The following is a 20,106-nucleotide window of genomic DNA, read 5'->3' as shown; positions in this document are numbered from 1 at the left end:
GCCGGGGAGGCCGAAGGGAGGGCTCGCGAGTCAGAGAGCCGCGCACTCGAGCGACAGGAGCGCGTCGACGCCGGGGAGGCCGAAGGAGGGCTCGCGAGTCAGAGAGCCTCGCGCTCGAGGCCGAGGAGCGTCGGCGCGGCGAGGGTGGCTCGACGGGCGAGAGATACGGGTCAGGGGGCGACCTGCTCGAGGCCCGAGAGCAGCGCGTCGACGCCGGCGAGGGTCGTGGCGCGCAGGCGCAACGCTTCGGCGCTGGGGGCGGAGGCGGTGCGGTGCTGCATCTGGGCGATGCTCTGGCGGATCGCCCGGACCTGGCCGCGGATGAACTTGCGCCAGCTGGCGGCGACCGGGGCGAGGGCGCTGCGGTAGCGCTCGCGCAGGGCCGCCTCGCCCTTGGCGACGCCGTGGCCGTGCTCGTGGATCAGCGAGGCGATGAAGCCCGACGACTCGAGGCTGTCGAGGTAGCCCTGGGCCCACGGGACCAGGCGGGCGGCGAGGATGTCGGAGAAGGCGTCGGAGTCTGGCTCTTGGGACAGCTCGCCGAGGTCGGCCTGGAGGGCGCGCAGGATGCTGTCCCGAAGGACAGCCGTCAGGTAGGTGACGTCCTGCTCGGTGACGAGGATCTTGCCGCCGGCGCCGGCCCGGAGGACGCCGAGGGCGAGGCACTCGCGGGTGAGCAGGTCGTCGAGGGCGAGCAGCTGGCCGTAGACCTTGTCGCCGAGGGCGACGAGGCGGGCCTCGAGGTGAGTGGGGTCGGAGCCGACGGGGCCGGTCTGGCTGGCCTTGGTCTCGAGCTCGGCGATCGCGTGGCGGACGGCGGCGCCGGTGCGGGCGAGAGCGTCGCCGAGGCGTCGCGCCGCGAGGGAGCGCTTGAGCTCGCGGGCATGGGCGAGGAAGTGCTTCTCGAGGGCGTCTTCGACGGCGCGGAACGGGTCGTCGTGGCGCGCCTCGGGGTCGGCCGAGCCGGTGCGCAGCTCGAGCGCCTCGCTCGCGCACACCGGGATGATGTCGAGCAGGACGTCGCCGAACTGCTGCTTGAGGTAGTCGGTGAGCTCGGCGCGCTCCTCGGGGTCGAGGGTGTCGACCTTGTTGAGGACGCCGAGGACCTGGCGACCGTCGGCGCGCATGCTCTTGAGGACACCCGCCTCCGAGGCCGCGCCGCCGCGCGTGGCCGAGAAGATCCAGATGATCGCGTCGGCCTCGTCGACGAACTCGCGGGCGACCCGCTCGTGGAAGCCGTCGAGCGCGTTGAGGCCCGGCGTGTCGACCACCGCCGCCTCGCCCATGCGCGCCGAGGTGCGCTCGATCTCCATGTGCCGCACCCGGCTCGCCGCGACGTCGTCGAGGCCGCGCAGGAAGGTGTGGACCTCGCCGCGCGCGACCGTGCTGATGCTGCCGTCGCGGTAGTGGACGCGCGCGCCGCCGGTCGGGCCGCGGCGGAAAAAGTTGATCGTGGTCGTGGTCGGCAGCACGCCCATCGGCGCGACGACCTCGCCGAGCAGCGCGTTGACGAAGGTGCTCTTGCCCGACGAGAACTCGCCCATGACGGCGATCGTCAGCGGCCGGGCCAGGCGCTCGCGGGCCGCGATCACGCCGCTGAGCGCGTCGGCGACGCCGGAGATCGGGACGCCGAGCACGCGGCTCGGGATCGCGGCGAGCAGGGCGGTCGCGGCGGCGAGCAGGTCTTCGAGGCGGTTGCTCTGCAGCGGTTGCGCGAGCTGGGCGAGCAGGGCCCGGGCTCGCTCGTGCTCGGGCGCCTCGGTGAGGACCTCGACCAGGTACTCCTGCGCGGCCTCGTGGAGGTTGACGAGCTGGCTGTCCCCAGAGACATGGCTCTTGAGGCAGAACTCGGCGGAGGCCAGGGCTCGCTGGCCGCGCAGGACGCCGAGCCGCTGGCTGGCGTCGCGGAGGGGGGAGATCTCGTCGGGACCGAAGGGGCCGCCGAGGTCGGGCTGGCTGCGGAAGCGCGGCGGCGGGCCGGGGAGGAAGTCGTCGCCGGCCCGCTCGTCGTTGTCTTGCAGGCGCCGACGGGCGTTGACGAGCCGCAGCTCCTCGGGGGCGGAGGCCGCCCCGTCCTGCAGACGCCGGCGGATGAGCGCGACTGTCCCATCGGACAGGAGATCGGCGCGCAGGGCGACGTGGGCCAGCTCGTGGAGGTGCCGCTCCTGGCGCTCGCCGGCGGCGGAGGCGGCGGCGTCGACGAGGGCGTCGAGCACCGTCGCGCGGATCGTGGGGCTGGCGTCGCAACCGCCGACCGGCCAGGCCGCGACCTCGCACAGGGCCCACAGCCGCTTGCGCCGCGGGCTCTGCGGGTCTTGCTGGAGATGCCGGAGGGCGAGGGCGCGCGCCTCGGCACCTGTCCCGAGGAGCAGGTGGACGCGGACGAGGTGCTCCTCCCACTCGGGGCGGACGGGGATCTTCGCCCGCACGGCCTCGGCGCCGACGCGATCTCCCTTGGCCGCGAGGGCGACGGCGAGGTAGGCGCGCGCGGCGGCGGTGCCCTGGTCGACCTCGGCGGCGGTGTTGCCGAGGTCGGCCTCGCCGGTGAGCCAGGCGATCGCCTCGTCGAGGTGATCCTCGGCGAGGAGCAGCTGCGCGCCCTCGCGGACCAGGAGCGCGCGCAACGGACCACGTGTCCCTTCGGGCAGGCGCGCGCGGGCCCGCTGGAACTCGAGCAGGCCGCGCTCGAACCGGCCGCGGCGGACTTGCAGGAGGGTGGTGAGGAGGTTGAGGAGGAAGCGGCCATCGTGGAGGGCCGGCTCGGCGGCGTCCTCGACGAGCTTGCGGCCGCGGCGGAGCTGGTCGAGCGCGGGGTCGAACTCGTCGCGCAGGAGCAGACGGGTGGCCTCAGCCAAGGTCTCCGGCAGCGCTCGCTCGCCGCGCTTGTTCTGCGGCTCGGCGAGCTCGAGCAGGACGCTGACGTGGGCGTTGCCGGTGAGGACCTGGGCGACGCGGATGATCGCCAGCGCGAGCTTGAGGTGCGAGTCGCCCGGGCGCTGCGTCAGCGGCTCGCGCAGGCGCGCAGCGGCGCCGGCGTAGTCGCCGGTGAGGCCGAGCGCGCGGGCCTGGGAGATCGCGCGGGCGACTTCCTCCGGCGGGCCTTGCTGGGTGACCTCGCTGAGGATCGTGCCCATGCGCTTGGCCCACCCGCCGAGGGCGGAGCCCATCGAGCGCAGCGGGTTCTTGTCTTCGTCCTTGGGCTTGCGGGTGTCGTCGCTGCTCATCGCGCTTGCTCGGGGGCGATCGGGACCGCGGCGATCTGGGCGCGGAGGTCGGCGAGCCGGGGCTCGAGCGCGCGGAGCTCGGCGGCCGCGGTCTTGCGCGCCTCGCTGACTGAAGAGACAGGTTGCGGGGCGGCCTCGCTCGTGGGCGCGGGCGGCGGATCTGCCGGCGGGAGCGCGGCGCGCTCGTCGAGGTCGATCACGCGCTGCAACAGCGACTGCAGCTGATCGCCGAGCTGACCGTGGGCGAGCACGAGGATCTCCTCGAGCGTGGCGACGTGGTCGTCGACGGCGCGGACCAGCGCCGACTCGAAATCGCCGAAGGCGGTGGCCAGCGCCGAGGGGACGCTGTCGCGCGCGGCCGTGCGGACCTCGCGGACCGAGCGCTCGCGCAGGACCATGGTCGCCAGCGGGGCGGCGACGGTCATCACCAGGCCGGTGACGATGTTGCCGAAGTACATCACCGCGGTGCCGGCGATGCCGACGGCCAGCGTGCCGGCCTCGACGAACACCGAGGGCGGGCGGATGTGGATCACCGGGCCGCGCAGGCCGAGGCTGAGCATGGCGGTGGCGAGGCGCCGCTGCGCCTGCTCGCCGCAGGTCTGCATGACCTCGCGCGTGAGGCCCTCGAGCGCGAGCCGCAGGCGCTCGGCCTCGCTGTAGACGAAGTGCATCAGCGCGTCCTGCGAGGCGCTGGGCAGCAGCTCGGCGGTGACGCGCAGGTCGGGGCGCTCGAGCTGCTTGAGGATCGCGTCCTCGAGCTCGCCGCGGAAGTTGACCAGGTGCTCGCGCGTGCGGGCGACGATCTCGCCGCGGCGGGCGGCGATCGTGGCGCGCTGCTGCTCGACGTCGAGCTGCTGCTCGATGAAGGCCTTGCGCACGGCGGCCAGCTCGTCGCGCACGGCCGCGTGCTCGAGCCGCAACGCGCGGGCCTGCGTGGCCGCGTGGTGGGCGAGGAGGTCGGCGTTGCGCAGCAGGTAGGTGCGGGCGCGCGGCGGCGACAGGTCGCGGGTCTGGCCCGCGAGCTGCTTGAGGCGCTCGCGCAGGCGCAGGACCTCGCGCACCCCGAGCGTGTCCTTGGCCGGGTCTTTGGCGGCCGTGCGCGCGTCGGTCTGGAAGATCTCGAGCGGGCCGGGGATCATGCTCGCGAGCTGGGCCTGGATGTGCGAGAGGACAGCCGGGCGTTCGGCCTCGGGGATCAGGTCGACGCGGTTGAGCGCGAGCAACAAGGTAGCGCCGCTGTCCCCGAGCCCGCCGACGGCGATCAGGGCGTCGCGCAGGAAGGCGAGCTCGGTGCGCTTGAGCACCTGCGTGGCGTCGAGGACGAGCAGCAGCGCGTCGCCGCGGGGCAGCTCGCCGCGGCTGATGAGGGTGCGCAGGCGGAGGATGTCGTTGATGCCGGGGGTGTCGATCAGCTCGAGCTCGGGCGGGAGCTGCTCGCTGGTGGTGGTGACGACCAGCGAACCCTCGACCGGCGACTTGCCGCGCGCGAGCTCGGCGAACCGCTCGGGCGCGAGGACCTCGGCGCCGGCCGGGCCGTGGAGGCGACGCTCGGTGGCGTCGCCGCGGACCAGCTGGACGACCGCGCCGGTGGTCGGCGTGACGCCGGTGGGCAGCAGCGCCTCGCCGAGGAGGGCGTTGATCAGGGTGCTCTTGCCCTGCTTGATCTCCCCGAGCACGAGCACGCGCAGGCGCGATTCGGTGAGCCGGCGGGTGGTCTCCTCGACGACCTGGGCGCCGAGGCGCGGCAGACCGAGTTGGTCGGCGGCCTGGCGCAGGCCGTCGGCGAGGTGGAGGAGGGCGGAGGAAACGGGATCCGAAGGGGAGCTCGTCATCACAGGAGCCTCAGTCGCGTGGTGAGGCGCTGATCACAGCGCGCGAGCGGCCAGGCGTCGGCCGGGACCTCGGCGGCGGGCGCGTCCGCCGGCTGCGCAGCGGCGTCGGTCGACTCGCCGGCTTCGAGCGCCGCGACGATCTCCTCGGGCGAGATTTGCTCGCGGCGGTGGCGTTGCTGCGAGCGAATGCGCGCGACGACGCGGCTGCGCTCGAACTCCCGCAGGGCGCGCTCGCGCTCGGGTCGCGGCGAGAAGCTGGGCAGCCAGTCGGGCTGCGGGCGGCCGCGCGGGTCGAGCGCTTGCAAGGCCGGTTCGAGCGCGCCCGCGGCGAGCAGCCCGGCGCGGTCGGCCGAGAAGACGGCGACCTGACTCCACGAGCGCAGGGCGGCGCGGACGAGGCCGTGCGTGACGCGGTCGCGCGCACTCATGAGGTGTGCCATGAAGAGGCCACCGTGGCCGCACTGCAGGTGAGCGAGGCCTTGTGCGAGGAAGAAGGCGCGGACGGCCGGGGCCTCGGCCTGCAGGCCGTCGTGGTCGAGGACGAGCCACGCGTCGCCGCCGCGAGAGTTGGCGAGCGGCGCCACGAGCGGCCACATGCCCGACGCGCGGCCCTTCGCAGAGACGAAGCGGATGCCGGGTAAGCCGGCGTGCAAGAGCTCGGCGATCTGGATGAGCTCTTGCAGAATCGGGAGACTCTCGGCACCTTCGGGGTACTGTAGGTCCCCCGCGGTCATCAGCTTCGTCGCATGTGTACTCCACCGCAACTCGAGCGCGCGCATGGCGGTTTGGGCCGCCAACGAGTGGCTGAGCCACTGGAAGCGGCGCAGATCGACGCCGTAGGCGTAGGTGGCGCGGGCGAGGTCCTGCTCGTAGCCGCGGAGCTGACGGCGCTGGACGAAGCGGCCGAGGTCGAGTGGGGAGCTCACCGGAGCGATTCTAGCAGGCGTGCCAAGCGATCTGTCGCCGGTCCGGCCGAAAAGCCGGAGAAGGCGCAAACTAGCTTGCAGGGCTGCGCCGATCTAGGTATGCCCGGCTGCGGATAACTCATGGCAGGTCCCAAACACAGCGAGCTCCCGGCCGTCGTGGTCCCGCAGCACCTCTGGCTGCGGAGCGCCCGCCCCGTCCAGGGGAAGGTCGTGCAGTGGGTCGTGCCGGGGGTGCTGATCCTGGTCGGGCTGCTGATGTCGACGACCGCGCTGCGCGTCAGCTTCGTGCTCGCGGGCTTCGGCGTGTTCCTGTTGCTGCCGGGCCTGGTGACCAGCCGGCTCGAGGCGCTCGGCCGCGAGGTCCTGGCCGCCGACCGCTCCCGCGCCAGCGAGCTCGTCACGGAATTGCCCGAGCGGCCGATCGTCCGCCTGTTCGCGCCGGCCGGCTGGCGCTCGCTGCAGCTCGCGCTGCTCAATCTCAAGCTGGGCGACGGTCACGCGGCCGCGGCCGGCTTCGCCGAGACGGCCGAGCTGTGCGGCCAGCCCGAGGCGGTGATGTTGATCAGCGCGCAGGCCCACGCGCACGTGCTCGCCGGCGAGCGCGGCAAGGCCCGCGAGCTGCTGCAGAAGCTGACGCAGGCGGGCCTGCTCGGCCCGCGCGATCAGCTCGACCTCGGCATCGTGCTGCTGATCGAGAGCAAGAAGTTCAAGCAGGCGCTCAGCTACATCGAGGCCGCGCGCAAGACGATCGGCGACCACCCGCGCATCATGGCCGCGCAGGCGCTCGCGCTGCAGAAGCTCGAGCGCATCGACGAGGCGTCGGTGCTGCTCGAGCAGGTGCAGATCGCGATCAAGGACGCGGCGGTCGACTCGGTGACCGACGACCTGATCAAGCGCGCCCGCAAGGGGCTGCAGGACTACCTCGAGGCGCAGCTCCGCCGCGAGCGTCGGGCCCGGTCGCGGCGCACGACGATCGTGGTCTCGAGCGAGGCGGCGGCCAGCGAGATCGTGTCGGGCGAGATCGGCGGCGGCGGCGAGCCGACGTCCAGCGAGACGGGGATGAACAACGAGCCGCGCTCCGAGGCGCCCGAACCGTCGCGGCGGTTCGCGCCGGTCGAGGTCCCGACGCCCGTCGCCGAGCCGGCCAAGCCCGCCGCGCCGATCGAGCGCGACCCCGACGCGCCGCGCCCGGGTCTCGAGATCGATCTGTTCTCGACGCCGCACACGTCGGCGCTGCCGCTGTCGGAGCTGCTCAAGGACAAGAACAGCGAGGATTCGAAGCCTCGCATCGACTCGGTGGCCGCGGCGCTGTCGGCCGAGGTGCCCGCCGGTCCGACGGCTCCGCCGAGCCTCATCGTGCCCGACATCGGCAACACACCGCTGCCGGTCGCGCCGCCCGTCATCGGGGCGCCGCGCGTCGGCGGGACGATGCCGTTCACGCCCGGCACCGCGCCCGAGGTGAAGCCCGCGGCCCCGGCAGCGCCGCCGCCGGCCCCGACCCCGCGGGCGACGTCGCTGTTCATGGCGGGACCGGTGACGCCGCCGACCGCAGCGCCGCCGGCGGCCAAGCCTGACAGCGACGCGCCGACGATGCGCCGGCGGCAGACGCTGCTCGGCGTGCTGCCGACCAACGAGCCGAGCAAGCCGCCGGCTCCCAGCTTGCCGTCGCTCAACAACGTCGCCGCACCGCCCCCGCCCGCAGGTGCTCCGTTCGCGCCGGCGATGCCGCGGTCGGGGCTGCCCACGCGCGGCACGACGCGGCTCGATCTGCCGGCGATCGGTACGCCGCCGCCGAACCCCGCCGGTCCCGCGCCGGTGTTCCGAGCGCCGCCGAAGCCCGGCGCGGCGAAGAGCGACGAGAAGAAGGAGTAGCTCGTCGCTCGCGGCGAGGGCTGCGGCGACTGGTGCGGCTCGCTTCGGCGGACGGGCTTCGCTCGCGGTTTCGACCCGTCGCCGCGACGGGTCGCGTCGCCGGGATCCCGCGGGCGGTCGACGGCGAGGGCGTTGCCCGCAGCCGCGTCGGCTCGTGAAGCCGGGCGCGAGGTCGTCGACCTCGCGCGACGCCGACGAGAACTTCAGCCAGCGAAGCTCGGGGCGTGTCGTCGCTGCGAGAAGCCGAGCGCTCGTCGAGCGTGCGCGAGCGTCACGTGCCGCGATGTGAAAGCTGTCCGCTGAGGTGCGCCGGTGAGCTCTCGCGAGGGGCGCGTGTTGCTGGAACCGGAGCGCGAGCGATCGGGGTGGGACGAGCTGTGGCGTCACTCGTCGAGGTGAGGTCGATCGGAGCGGCAGCCCGCTCGGCTGTCGCGAGCGAGACTTACGCACATCGGTCGCGGCGCGTCCCGGAGTTCGAGTCACCCGCGCGCGGAGTTCAAAGTTCAAGAAGCACGAAGGGCCATGTCGCAAGCGACATGGCCCTTCCGACATGCCCGAAAAGGCAGCTCAGCGAATGCCGGCCAGCGGGTCGTCGGTCGACTCGATCTTGGTGGCCTTGTCTTCCTTCTTCTTCTTCGGCTCCGTGGAAGAGGGCGGGCTGCTGCTGGAGCCGCCGCCGCCGCCACCACCGCCGGTGCGCCGGTCGGTCTCCTTGATCTGGGCGCCGTGGGTCGCGTCGATGTCGCCGCCCTTGGCGGCGCGGGGGCCCTGCGTGTCGGGCGGAACCTCGCCGCTCTTGATCACCTTGACCTCGGTGGGGGCGGCCGGCGGAGGCGCCTCCTCGGCGGGCTTGCGACCGAAGGCGAAGTAGGCACCGGCGCCGCCGAGCACGAGGACGAGGCCAATGATGAGGCCGATCTTGCTGCCCGAGCCGCTGCTCTCGACGTCGTCACCGGCATCGAACGAGGCGGCGGGCGACGAGGCGAACGCCGGGGCGTCGGCGGGCGACGAGGCGAACGGGGCCGAGGCGGGCACGTCGCCGAAGGGCGAGACGGGAGCCGAGCTGAACGGGGCGGCGGCCGGCGGCGAGCTGAACGGGGCGGCCGCGGGCGGAGTGAACGGAGCGGCCGCGGGAGCGGCACGAACGGGCTCGGGCTCGGGGGCCGCGTCGTCGACGTCGTCGGCGTCGGCGTCGTCACCACCGTCCTGAGCGGCGACGGCTTCGAGTTCGGCGTACAGCGCCCGGATCTTCACCTCGAGTCGCTCGACGGCCTGCGTGTGCATGCGGAGCGTGGCGGGATCGCTGGCGGTCTCCAGCGCGTCCTCGTGCTTCTTCCGCTCCTCTTCGAGGCTCTCGAGCCGCGCGAGGGACTCCTGAATCCATTCTTCCGTGGCCATGATTGGGCTTCCGCTTCGGTCAGGCGGCTCGCGCGAGGCTGCGCGACCACACGAGGGGATAATACACAGCGTTAGAGGCGCTCCAACTGATTAATTCAGGCCGCTCGCGGCCGTAAGGCGGAGAACGCGTCGAGCGAGCGGCCGGTGTCTCGCGGTCGGGGGCGTCGTCCCCGGCGGTCGCGGCCCCATGGCTGTGACTTTAATCTCCACGCGGACGCGAGCACGCGACGGGCGCCGGCGAACGCCACGAGGCTGTCGCAAGAGACCTGTCCGATCCAACATGTCCGGACATACAGAACGCGAGCTGCGCTCGCAGGGACCTAGGTGCCCTTGCGCAGCTCGGCGAGGACTTGCTTGGCGAGCGCCTTGAGCGTGTCGAACACGCCCTGGCCGGTCGGCGCGACGGCCTCGAACTCGGGGACCCGGGTCGGGTTGAGCGCGGCGGACAGCTCCTCGATCGACATCGCGTTCGGGAGGTCGCGCTTGTTGTACTGCATCACGTACGGCAGCTTGTCGAGGTCGTAGCCCTGCTCCTGCAGGTTGATGCGCAGGTTCTCGAGGCTCTCGATGTTGGCGTCGTAGCGGGCGTCTTGCGAGTCGGCAACGAAGCACACGCCGTCGACGCCCTTGAGGATCAGCTTGCGGCTCGCGTCGTAGAACACCTGGCCCGGGACGGTGTACAGGTGGAAGCGCGTCTTGAAGCCGCGGATCTCGCCGAGGCTGAGGGGCAGGAAGTCGAAGAACAGGGTCCGCTCGGTCTCGGTGGCGAGCGAGATCATCTTGCCCTTCGCCTCCGGACGCGTCTTGTTGTAGATGTACTGCAGGTTCGTCGTCTTGCCGCAGAGTCCTGGCCCGTAATAGACGAGCTTGCAGTTGATCTCGCGCGAACTGTAGTTGATGAACGACATCGGTTCTCGCTAGTCGTTGAACAGGTTGTCGATGTCCTGGTCGGTGATCTCCGTCCCGAACGGGCTGGACGGCTGCGTCGTCGCCAGCTTCGCCAGCTCCTCGAAGATCGGCACCAGCTCGTCCTGCGCCTTCTTGACGCGGAGGCGCACGAGCCCCTGAGTGGTGTTCTTGTCGAAGAGCACGACCAGGATGATCCGCCGACCCACCAGCGACATGTGGATCGACATGCCCTTGCCCTCGTGGAACTGGGCGGTGAACTCGTCCTCCCGCAGCAGCTGGGCGATGCCGCCGGTCGCCGCGACGTTGCCGGCCACCAGAGAGCTCAACGAGGTCGTATCGAGGGCGGCGCTGTCGCCCGCTGCGGCGACGAGCTGTCCGTTCTTGTCGATGAGGAGAATCGTTCTCGCTCGCGAGTCCTGATGCAGCCGTTCAGCGACCGCTTGGATCTGCTTCTGCTGCACTTCATACATCACGAGCTGGGGATTCAGCGGGTTCAAGGGTGAGACTCCTGAGGCTCGACGTGGGGACCCGGACCTATGTCCATGGGCGCCAAAACCGTAACAAAGTCATCCGGGCAAGTCCATCACGGATGGCAAGCCGCGAGCGATGGCCGCGTAACGCCTCTCCGTGACCATGGCCCGACGTTCAGGGTCGTCGCATGCTCACGCGAGCGCGCGGCGCTCTGTCCGCGTGACGCGGCCATGGCGCGCGTGGGCATCGAGACCCCGACCGACCGCGTCCTCGCGACGAGTCGTTCCGCGCGCCGCCTCGGGCCCTACAGCGCGCGCCGATCCGCGAGCGCCCGATTCAAGGTGTTCATGTCGGCGTACTCGAGCTCTCCGCCGACGGCGACCCCGCTGGCGATCCGCGACACCTGCACCCCCAGCGGGCGCAGCAGCTTCGCCAGATACACCGCGGTGGCGTCGCCCTCGACGTTGGGGCTCGTGGCGACGATGACCTCGCGGACGCTGTCACCCTGCAGCCGCCGCAGCAGCTCCTTGACCCGCAGCTCGTCAGGCCCGACGCCGCCAAGCGGGTCGAGTACCCCGTGCAACACGTGGTAAAGCCCGTGATAGGCGCCCGTCCGCTCGATGGCCATCCGGTCCTGCGGCTGCGCCACGACACAGATGATGCCGTGGTCGCGGCGCCGGTCCCGGCAGCGTTCGCACGTCCCGCCGGTACACAGGTCGAAGCAGACCTCGCACAGCCCGAGCTGACGATGCACCCCGGCGATCGCGTCGGCCAGCGCCGCCACGTAGTCGCCGTCGGCCTTGACCAGCGACAGCGCCAGGCGCATCGCCGTCTTCTCGCCGATCCCCGGCAAGCGGGTCAGCAGCGCCGCCAGGCGCTGCAGGGGGTTCTGCGCGTCGTCGCCGGTCACAGCCCGGGAAAACCGCCAGGTCCCATCAGCCCGGGGGGGATCAGGTTGCCGACCCGTTGCTGCTGCAGCGACTTGGCCTTGTCGAGCGCGTTGTTGACCGCGGCGACGATCAGGTCCTGCACCATCTCCCGGTCCTCGGTCATCGCCGCCGGCGCGAGCTCGATGCTGATGAGCCGCTGGGTCCCCGACGCCTTGGCCTTGACCAGGCCGCTGCCCGCGCTGCCCTCGACCACCTCGTGGTCGAGGTTCTGCTGCATGCTCTCAAGCTGCTGGCGCAAAACCTGCGCCTGCCGCATCATCGCTCCGAGGTCAAACTCGCTCATGATGGGTTCATCCTACTCCGGAAAGCGTCCAGGCACAGGCCCAAAGGCTTGGTGGCCTGGCGTGAGCGCCAATTTTGCGCTCAGCTTGCTCCCTTGGCCTGCGGCGCGACCAGCGGCCGGACTCCTTTGAGCTGGCCCTCGAATTGGGCCAGGAGCGCCTGGATCTGCGGGTGCGTCCGGGCCTCCTGCAGCACCTCGGCCTGCAGCGCCTCCTGCCGCTGGCGCTCGATCTGGCGCAACGAAGGCGTGTCCGGCAGCGCGGGTTCGCCCTCGACCAGCTCGAGCCGGAACGGCATCCCCATGTGCAGATGCAGCGCCTCGTCGATCTGGCCGCGGTGCTTCTGGAGCATTTCGCGGTAATAGTTGCTGCCGACCAGGCGGACGACCCCTTCGCCCACGCCGAGGAGCCCGAATTCGGCCAGCAGGGCGAAGATCGCCATCTCTTCGCGGCGCATCCGGTTCAAAAATTCCTCCCAGGCGGCGAACGGCGGCAGGCTGGCCCAGGGGATCGTGCCGCTGCCGTTGGGCGCACGCGGCGTGCCCGGGCAGACGGCGCAGGCTTCGGCCGGCGCGGCGGATTGCGGCGCAGCGGAAGAGGGTGCGGCCGGGGCCGGCGTGGGGCCGGGCGCGGACGGCGGCGCGGGCGGAGCGAACGCTGCCGGCGGCGGCTCGGGGCGCCGGGGTGGGGCAGGCGAGGCAGCCGAGGCCGGCGGGCGGGCGGCCTCCCGCGGCACGTCGGGCTGGCGCTGCGGAGGGCCTGCCGGTTGCGGCGGAGGACTCGCCGATTGCGGCGGCGGGCTCGCGGCGGCGGAGGGCGGCTTCAGCTGCGCCAGGAACGTGTCGATGTCGGGGGGTGCGCTGGCGCGCTGGGGCGGGCGCGCGGGAAAATCCGGGGTCGAGCGTTGAGGTCGAGACACCTCACCGCCGCCGCGCGGGCCTGCGCCCCCCGGGCTGAATCCGCCGCCACCGCCGGGACCTGGGGCAGAGATCTGCTCCAGGCGATCGATGAGATCGCCGAGCGGCATGAGCGGCTCGGTGTGGACCAGGTCGAGCAGCCCCATCTCGAGCACGAGCCGCGGGACGCGGGTGCGGGGCAGCGCGTCGACGACCCGGGTGAAGCGGTCGAACAGCTGCGACAGGGCGGTGGCGTCGACGCCGGCGGCCTGCCGCGTGAGCTGCTCGAACTCCTGGTCGGAGGCGTCGAGCAGGACGTCCCGACTGCCGGTCAGCTTGACGACCGTGAGGTCACGGAGGTGCTTGAGCAGCTCGAGGGCGAGGGCCAGGAGATCTTGCCCGGAGGTGAAGATCTCGTCGAAGCGCCGCAAGGTCAGGGTGGCGTCGCGGGCCAGCACGGCCTCGACCAGGCCGGCGACCGCGAGCGTGCTCGGGACCCCGAGCACCACCCGCACCTCCTCGGCGCTGATCTTCCCGGTGTCGCTGGCGAAGGCGATGACCTTGTCGAGCAGCGTCAGCGAGTCGCGGACCGAGCCGTCGCCGGCGCGGGCGACGGTGTAGAGGCCGGCCTCCTCGACGCTGACGCCCTCGCGGGCGAGGATCGACTTGAGGTGGCCGACGAGCTGCGCGCTCGACAGCCGGCGGAAGTCGAAGCGCGACACTCGCGAGAGGATCGTCGCCGGCAGCTCGTGGACCTCGGTGGTGGCGAAGATGAAGGTGACGTGCGGCGGCGGCTCCTCGAGCGTCTTCAACAGCGCGTTGAAGGCCGAGCCGGTCAGCATGTGGACCTCGTCGATGATGTAGATCTTCCGCCGGGCGGTCTGCGGCAGGTAGCGGACCTGCTCGCGGATGTTGCGAACATCCTCGACGCGGTTGTTGCTGGCGCCGTCGATCTCGATGACGTCGACCGAGCGGCCCTCGGTGACGGCGACGCACTCGCTGCACTCGTTGCAGGGGTCGATCGTCGGGCCCTTGACGCACACGAGGCACTTGGCCAAGAGCCGCGCGGCGGTGGTCTTGCCGAGGCCGCGCGCGCCGCAGAACAAGTAGGCGTGGTGGACCCGGTCGTGGGCGATCGCGTTCGCCAGCGTGCGCGTCACGTGCTCCTGACCGACGAGGTCGGCGAAGCGCTGCGGGCGGTACTTGCGGGCGAGGACGACGTAGGCCACGGGGGCCTGAACCCTAGCACGCCGGGGGCTCCGGCGGGCTGGCGAGCCTCCGCCGCCCGTGTTAATCAGGAGGGCGTGAACTCGGCGGCCCGCCCGTGCCCGGCCTGCGACGGCCCTCACGCCGACTTCGCGTTCCGCGTCCGCGACTTCGACCACGCCCGCTGCCGCCGCTGCGGCACGGTGTTCGTCACGCCGCTGCCCGACCCGCAGGCGCTCGAGAGCCTCTACCTCGCGCCCGACTACCACGAGAGCGCCGAGGGCCAGGAGCAGCGCATGCGGGCCGAGGGCGACGCGCGCGCGGCGATCCTCCGCCGCTTCGGCGTGCGCTCGGTGCTCGAGGTCGGCTGCGGCCCGGGCCACTTCCTCGACGCCTGCCGCGACCTCGGCATGCAGGTGGAGGGCGTCGACCGCGCCCGCACCGCGGAGGGCCCGCGCCGCCGCGGCCACACCGTCCACGACGTGTGGTTCTCCGACTTCGGTCCGCCGGCGCCGCGCTTCGACGCCGTGGCGATGTGGGAGGTGGTCGAGCACGTACCTGACCCGAAGGACATCTTGCTGCAGGCCCGCAAGTGGCTGCGCCCCGGCGGCTTCCTCGCCCTGTCGACCCCGTCGAGCTCGGGCCTGCCGGCGCGCGCGCTCGGACCCCGCTTTCCGATGGTCATCCCGCCCGACCACCTGTCACTGTTCAGCCGCCGCGGCCTGCAGACCCTGCTCGTCGCCGCCGACTTCGACCCGGTCCGCTGGACCAGCTTCTCCGGCCTCGACCGCGCAGCCCTGCGCCGCGGCCTCCAGCGCTTCGTCCTCGGCAACTCGCTGCCCGCCCGCGCCGTGTCCGCCGGCCTCGCCCTGGCGGCAGAGCCGGTCGCCCGCCTCGTCGACCGCGCCGGCCTCGGCACCGGCTTCGAGGTCTACGCGGTGGCGCGCTAGGGCGGCGCCGCTCGCCGGCGGCGGCTCGTGCAGCACCGCATGCCTCGGTTGATAATCGAGGGCATGCCCTGAGGAGCAGGGTTTCTGGACATGTTTGAATGGGCATGTCTTTGCAGACATCCCTGTCGGCCCGGACGGCCGCGCCGTGCGCTTCAGGGGGCCTTCTCGATGCAGTAGATGCGCAGCTCCTCGGCGCACGAGAGGGTGCACGTCGGCTGCGCCGACCACTCCGGCCCGGTCGCCGTCAGGTCGCCGATCCTGGCCTGAGTCCCGGGCTCCACGGAGTTCCACCCGTCGCAGTCGGGATCGCTGTTGTAGCCGTCGAAGTTCGCGCCGGTCCAGACGTAGGAGGCGGAGCTCATGCACGGCATCGCGTCCGTCCCGGTGACGACGACGAGGCCGTTCTCGTCGACGTCAATCGGGACGTTCAGCTCGCCGTCGAGCAGGTCCTGGGCGCTCGTGGCGATCACCCGGCCATCGGTGCGGACATACGGGAGATCGACCCCCGGGCGCCGACGATCGGGTCGCGCGGATCGAACTCGGCCGAGCCGATCCAGGCGAAGAACGTGCTCATGGGATAGTGGACGCTGTCGAGCTGCTGACACAGCGCGTCGGCGTCGGTCGGGAACACCTCCGTGGCGCTGTAGGCCTGCGACGACACGGAGACCCGCAAGAATTCGATGTACTGGCACCGGTCGCAGTTGCCGGCGGGGTCCGTGCCCCCGTCGTCGCACTGCTCGCCGCCCTCGGGGCAGACGAAGCCGTCGCCGCAGGCCGCCACCTCCCAGGTGGCGAGGCACGCGTCGTCGTTGTTGCCGTTGCCGTCGTCGCACTGCTCGTCGCCCTCGACCTTCCCGTCACCTCAATCCGCCGAGGAGGACGTCGTGTCCGCGATGGTCGGGCCGCCGGAGGTCGACGCGCCGTCGCCCGTGGTGTCGGGCTGCTGACCGGAGGGGAGATGGCCGGTCGGACTGAAGCAGCCGAAGAAGGGGGCGGCGAGGAGAGCGGCGAGGCCGATGCGTGCTCGCATGAAGCTCATGCTCGTCGAGTGCCCCGCAGCCGTCGATACGGTGAGACGTCGAGCGGCGACGCGTCGGCCGCGAGAACGCCCGCATCCGCGCAGTGGCGACCGGAGAGGCCCGCGAGCGAGTATGCGCCATGCGCTCGGTTCGAGCGACTGCAGGCATCGTGCCCTGAGCGGCCGAGCCGCCGCCTGGTACGCGGACGAGAAGTCACTCGCCCTTGCGCCGCGGCCCACGCCACCACGCGCCGAGCTGCACCACCTCGGCGAAGGCCAGCCCGATCGGCGACGCGATCAGGCCGACGAGGCCCGCGCCGAACCCGAGGATCAGCGCGCGCCCGGCGATCCCGCCGAGATCCCAAGCCAGCAGCCCGCGCGGGTCGGCGGCGACCTGCGACTGCCGACCGATCGTGTTGGCCAGGCGCAGCCCGGCGAACGGCGCGCTCCAGAGGATCAGCACGCCGGTCTGTTCGGACACGTCCCAGCCGATCGCCCGGTCGACGATCGCCGCGGCCGGTGCCCACGCGAACAGCAGCCCGACCGCCGCCACCGCGCCCGCGCCGGCGACCCCGCCGAGCACCGCCCAGCGCCGCAGCGCCGCGTGGGCCCGGGCCGGATCGCCGGCCGAGGCTCGCAGCGCCACCACCGTCGCCGCGGCCGAGGGCACCATGATCGCGGCATTGACGAACAGGTAGGCGTAGTTCAGCCGCGCGAACCCGCCGACGGCGAACAGGTGCGACAGCGCCGCGTCGAGCAGCCCGAGGTTGGCGTACACCAGCGCGTCGACCAGCAGCGCCGACGTCCGACCGGGTGTCTCCTGGGGCATGTCCTTGGTTTCATGTCCTCCGGAACAGCGAGCGATCGGCCACACCCCGGCTACCCCGACCGCCAGCCCGGCCACCAGGCCGAGCGCCGGCCCGAGCGCGCCGCCCGGCAGCAGCGTGGCCCCGGCGATCGTCCCGAGCGGGATGCCCCACTCGAGCGCGAACCCGCGGCGCTCCCGCCCGGCCCGCTCGGCCAGGGCGCGCAGCGCCGAGCCGTGGACCGCGAGGCCGACCCCGAGCGCGAACACCCAAACAGTAGGGTCGGCCCACGCGCCGGGCCCGACGATCGCCAGCAGCGCGGCCACGCCGACCGCGGCCATCGCCAGGCTGACCCATCGTTCCTGTCGTAAGAGCACTGTCCCGAGGAGCTCGCGCGGCGCGGGGATCCACCGCGATCGGTAGAGCGACAGGCCGACCATGCGCGCCGCAGAGACGGCCACCAGCCCGCGGAAGAACAGGTCCGCCGCGCCGCTGGCCCGCAGCTCGCGGGCGATCAGGAACTCGCGCGTGGCGCCGAGCAGCAGCGTCACGACCGACAGCCCGGCCATCCACGCGAACGCCGACGCGTGCCCGCGCGGGCCCTGCTGTCGACCGTCACTCACCGCGCGTCACTCGCCTCGCCGCCCACTACCGCACCCTCTCGAAGGCCACGCGCGCGAGGATCCGGTCGCAGCCGGCCAGGCGGAAGCCCCACTCGGGGTGGGCCGCCCAGAACTCCTCGAAGGCCCGCAGCTCGTGGTTGCGGTCGGCGAACTCGTCGAACAGCAGATATGTCCCGACGGACATGTGCGGCTCGAGCGCCCGCAGGGCCGTGCGCGTCGAGCTGTAGAGGTCGGCGTCGAAGTGCAGCACCAGCCGCTCGTGCGGCGGCACCACGAACGCCGGCAGCGTCGCGTCGAACCAGCCCTTGACGAACGCCACCCGCGGGTCGCTCAGCGCGGGCGCGGCCCCGCCGGTCGAGAACGTGCCCTTGCGGTCGATCGTCGTCCAGTCCTCGGGCAGGCCCTCGAAGCTGTCGAAGCCGACGAAGCGGCAACCTGGCCCCGGGAGCAGCTCGGCCCAGCGGGCGATCGACTCGCCGCGGTGGACGCCGAACTCGAGGTACAGCACCTGCGCCGCGCCGAGCTCGCGGGCGATTTTTTCATAAATCTCGAACCGGTGGCCCGCGCGGTTCGACGTCTCGAAGCCGCGGGCCGCCATCCACCGCCCGACCTCGACGTAATTGATCGTCGCGTTGAGGTTGTGGACGGTCCGCGAGGACAGGCGCGCGCCGACCCGCGTCAGCAGTTCTTTGAAGAAGCGCGCCGCCACTACGCGTCCTCCCCGCCCCAGCGCGGCGCGAACTCCTCGTCGAGCTTGCCGGCCCGGCGCAGCAGCTCCTCGTGGATCAGCAGGTCGATCAGCATCGGGTACCACAGCGCGTGCATGCCGGCGTGGAGGACCCCGGGGATCCCGTCGCGCCAGGCGCCGAGGCCCATCGCCCGCCCGAAGTTGATGAACGGCCGCACGAACAGCGGCAGCTTGTTGTAGATCCGCCGCAGCACCGCCACGCGCCCGGCCTTGGTGCGCAGGTGCAGCTCGGCGAGCCGCTGCTGCTGGCTCAGGCCGTCGACGTAGACCCTGGCCTCGCGCGCCGCGTAACCGACGTGCTTGCGGAACAGCTCGGACATCGGCTTGGCGTCGCGGTGGATCATGCGCGCCTTGAGCACGGTGACCCGCAGGTCCTTGTCGTCGACGCGCTCGTTGATCCCGCGGCTGAAGCGGGCCACCCTGGGCCGCATCAGCCGCAGCATCATCGCGTGGGTGAACTCGCCGTGCTTGAGCTTGCGGCCGAGGATGCGCACGTCCCAGCGGACGTAGGCGCCGTCGAGGTCGTCGCGCCGGATCGTCGCCTGCACCTCGTCCCACAGCGCCGGCGTGAACTCCTCGTCGGCGTCGAGGAAGTAGATCCACTCGAACCGGTCCTGGACCTGCTCGAGCGCCCAGTTGCGCTGCTTCGAGTAGTCCTCGAACTTGTGGACCACGAACTCGGCCCCGTACTCGCGCGCGACCGCCTCGGTGCGGTCGACCGAGTGCGAGTCGACGATCAGCACCGGGCAGCGGCCCGCGATCGACGCCAGCGCCTTCGGCAGGTTGAGCTCCTCGTCACGCGTGAGGATGACGACGGCGAACGGTGTCATGGGCGGACCCTCGAGACATGTTGTTGCAGCGCCGGCGAGCCGCCCGCACGGGCCCGCGCCGGCAGCGAGACCTGCAGCGCCGCGCCGACCACGAGGCCGACCATCGGCACCAGGATGTAGCTCTTGTACGACGCGGCCGTGACCACGTACAGCAGCACCGCCACCGCCCCCGAGAAGATCGTCGCGCGCAGGTGCAGCGGCGTCCGCATCGCCTGCCGCGCCAGCGAGAACACCGGCAGGGCGAACAGCGCCGAGCCGAACAGTCCGAACTTCCACAGGTGGTACGCGACCATGTTGTGCACGTAACTGGCATGATGGCCGTCGACCTCGAGTTCCGCGCCCAGACCGGCGCCGAAGATCGGGTTTTCGGCGAAGATGTGCAGGCACTCCTCGATCTCGCGCACCCGCGCGTCCACCGTGCCCTGCTGTCCGAGGCGCAGGTACGTCACCGCGAAGTCCGACAGCACCGTGGCGAACACCACCGCCGCCAGCACCCCGAGCCCGACCACCAGCGCGCCCTTCCGCGGCGAGCGGATCGACAGGCTCGTCAGCCAGCCGAGCGCCATGCCCAGCACCATGCCGCGGCTCACGGTGGCGATCACCACGACCACCAGCAGCGCGCGCGAGAGCGAGCAGACCCGCCGCAGCGACCGGTTGTGCACGAAGTGCAGCAGGAACGTGGCGCAGAACAGGCCGACCAGCGGGTGGCCGATCGCCATCTTAAAGTAGTTGTAGACCGACCGGTAACGGCTGAGGTCCCACGTCGGCATCAGGTACAGCGAGGCCAGGCCGTCGACCACCGCCACCAGCAGGACCGCCGCGAACAGCCACTGCGGGCGGCTCGCGGCCCGCCCGGCGCACAGCCCGAGGGCGAACAGCAAGTAGGAGAGGGCGTCCTCCAGCGACTGCCCGATCGAGTTGCCGCCGATCGTGCCGACGGCGAGGCCGACGATCAGCGCCAGCACCCACGGCAGCAGCAGGGTGACCTGCGCTCGGGCCGCGGACGAGCGCAGGAAGCCGCCGAAGCCCGCCAGGACCACCAGCAGCAGGTACATCGTGATCGGGATCGTCAGGCCCTGCGGGAAGGGCGGCAGGGCCAGGGTCAGGACCATGGCGGCCGCGGCGAAGACCGTCGTGAACACCCGGTCCTCACGCTACCACGCCGA

General features: G+C 72.1%; 18 protein-coding genes and 1 pseudogene. 2 read left to right on the top strand and 17 right to left on the bottom strand.

Annotation, left to right across the window (positions count from 1 at the left end; genetic code table 11):
• Window positions 1–170: 170 nt before the first annotated feature.
• From NAEX_RS19735 to NAEX_RS19725, 3 genes are read right to left on the bottom strand one after another with little or no spacing between them, the layout of a single operon-like run.
• A complete protein-coding gene (locus tag NAEX_RS19735; protein WP_096329037.1) occupies window positions 171–3,224 on the bottom strand; it encodes a dynamin family protein in 3,054 nt (1,017 codons plus the stop codon).
• The gene (locus NAEX_RS19730; protein ID WP_096329036.1) at window positions 3,221–5,056 is read right to left on the bottom strand and encodes a dynamin family protein; all 1,836 of its coding nucleotides are present in this window, start codon (window positions 5,054–5,056) and stop codon (window positions 3,221–3,223) included. The genes NAEX_RS19735 and NAEX_RS19730 overlap by 4 nt, the downstream gene beginning before the upstream one ends.
• The gene (locus tag NAEX_RS19725; RefSeq protein ID WP_096329035.1) at window positions 5,056–5,982 is read right to left on the bottom strand and encodes a M48 family metalloprotease; all 927 of its coding nucleotides are present in this window, start codon (window positions 5,980–5,982) and stop codon (window positions 5,056–5,058) included. The genes NAEX_RS19730 and NAEX_RS19725 overlap by 1 nt, the downstream gene beginning before the upstream one ends.
• Before the next feature lie 120 nt (window positions 5,983–6,102).
• On the opposite strand from NAEX_RS19725, the gene NAEX_RS19720 reads away from it, so the two are divergent.
• The gene (locus NAEX_RS19720) at window positions 6,103–7,854 is read left to right on the top strand and encodes a tetratricopeptide repeat protein (protein WP_096329034.1); all 1,752 of its coding nucleotides are present in this window, start codon (window positions 6,103–6,105) and stop codon (window positions 7,852–7,854) included.
• Window positions 7,855–8,421: 567 nt separating this feature from the next.
• Here the strand turns inward: NAEX_RS19720 and NAEX_RS19715 are convergent.
• From NAEX_RS19715 to dnaX, 6 genes are all read right to left on the bottom strand, one after another.
• Window positions 8,422–9,252 carry a hypothetical protein gene (locus NAEX_RS19715; protein WP_096329033.1) on the bottom strand — a complete coding sequence of 277 codons (831 nt, stop codon included), beginning with the start codon at window positions 9,250–9,252 and terminating at the stop codon, window positions 8,422–8,424.
• A 320-nt stretch (window positions 9,253–9,572) separates the two neighbouring features.
• Window positions 9,573–10,160, bottom strand: coding sequence for a GTP-binding protein (locus tag NAEX_RS19710; RefSeq protein ID WP_096329032.1), 588 nt, complete (start codon window positions 10,158–10,160; stop codon window positions 9,573–9,575).
• A 9-nt stretch (window positions 10,161–10,169) separates the two neighbouring features.
• A complete protein-coding gene (locus NAEX_RS19705; RefSeq protein ID WP_170136529.1) occupies window positions 10,170–10,649 on the bottom strand; it encodes a roadblock/LC7 domain-containing protein in 480 nt (159 codons plus the stop codon).
• Window positions 10,650–10,936: 287 nt separating this feature from the next.
• Entirely contained in the window at window positions 10,937–11,542 is a 606-nt protein-coding gene (gene recR, locus NAEX_RS19700; RefSeq protein WP_096329031.1) for a recombination mediator RecR, read from the bottom strand.
• Window positions 11,539–11,865, bottom strand: a complete 327-nt coding sequence (locus NAEX_RS19695; protein ID WP_096329030.1) for a YbaB/EbfC family nucleoid-associated protein — start codon at window positions 11,863–11,865, stop codon at window positions 11,539–11,541. The genes recR and NAEX_RS19695 overlap by 4 nt, the downstream gene beginning before the upstream one ends.
• Window positions 11,866–11,945: 80 nt before the next feature.
• Window positions 11,946–13,988: a DNA polymerase III subunit gamma/tau gene (gene dnaX, locus NAEX_RS19690; protein ID WP_170135848.1), complete on the bottom strand. Its 2,043-nt coding sequence runs from the start codon at window positions 13,986–13,988 to the stop codon at window positions 11,946–11,948.
• Window positions 13,989–14,063: 75 nt separating this feature from the next.
• Between dnaX and NAEX_RS19685 the strand changes: the two genes are divergently transcribed.
• Complete coding sequence (locus NAEX_RS19685; protein WP_100792903.1) at window positions 14,064–14,915, top strand: class I SAM-dependent methyltransferase; 852 nt, start codon at window positions 14,064–14,066, stop codon at window positions 14,913–14,915.
• A 152-nt stretch (window positions 14,916–15,067) separates the two neighbouring features.
• Here NAEX_RS19685 and NAEX_RS19680 read toward each other — a convergent pair whose 3' ends face one another.
• From NAEX_RS19680 to NAEX_RS19655, 8 genes and pseudogenes are all read right to left on the bottom strand, one after another.
• Complete coding sequence (locus NAEX_RS19680) at window positions 15,068–15,385, bottom strand: hypothetical protein (protein WP_096329027.1); 318 nt, start codon at window positions 15,383–15,385, stop codon at window positions 15,068–15,070.
• Complete coding sequence (locus tag NAEX_RS19675) at window positions 15,382–15,696, bottom strand: hypothetical protein (protein WP_096329026.1); 315 nt, start codon at window positions 15,694–15,696, stop codon at window positions 15,382–15,384. Before NAEX_RS19675 ends, NAEX_RS19680 begins: the two co-directional genes overlap by 4 nt.
• 18 nt (window positions 15,697–15,714) lie before the next feature.
• Window positions 15,715–15,771 (bottom strand): annotated as a pseudogene (locus NAEX_RS54570) (hypothetical protein); the annotation flags it as partial.
• Window positions 15,772–15,777: 6 nt separating this feature from the next.
• Window positions 15,778–15,945: a hypothetical protein gene (locus NAEX_RS50445; protein WP_170135847.1), complete on the bottom strand. Its 168-nt coding sequence runs from the start codon at window positions 15,943–15,945 to the stop codon at window positions 15,778–15,780.
• A gap of 202 nt (window positions 15,946–16,147) precedes the next feature.
• A complete protein-coding gene (locus NAEX_RS19670) occupies window positions 16,148–17,362 on the bottom strand; it encodes a hypothetical protein (protein ID WP_143140460.1) in 1,215 nt (404 codons plus the stop codon).
• Between the two features lie 25 nt (window positions 17,363–17,387).
• The gene (locus NAEX_RS19665; RefSeq protein ID WP_096329024.1) at window positions 17,388–18,071 is read right to left on the bottom strand and encodes a TylF/MycF/NovP-related O-methyltransferase; all 684 of its coding nucleotides are present in this window, start codon (window positions 18,069–18,071) and stop codon (window positions 17,388–17,390) included.
• Window positions 18,071–18,940 (bottom strand): glycosyltransferase family 2 protein, encoded by an 870-nt coding sequence (locus NAEX_RS19660; RefSeq protein ID WP_096329023.1) that lies wholly within the window; start codon window positions 18,938–18,940, stop codon window positions 18,071–18,073. Before NAEX_RS19660 ends, NAEX_RS19665 begins: the two co-directional genes overlap by 1 nt.
• Window positions 18,937–20,082, bottom strand: a complete 1,146-nt coding sequence (locus tag NAEX_RS19655; protein WP_096329022.1) for an O-antigen ligase family protein — start codon at window positions 20,080–20,082, stop codon at window positions 18,937–18,939. The genes NAEX_RS19660 and NAEX_RS19655 overlap by 4 nt, the downstream gene beginning before the upstream one ends.
• Between the last annotated feature and the right edge of the window lie 24 nt (window positions 20,083–20,106).

The organism is Nannocystis exedens (genome assembly GCF_002343915.1).
GTDB lineage: Bacteria > Myxococcota_A > Polyangia > Nannocystales > Nannocystaceae > Nannocystis > Nannocystis exedens.
The sequence above is the reverse complement of the archived record's forward strand: the minus strand, read 5'-3'. Positions and strand labels throughout refer to the sequence as shown.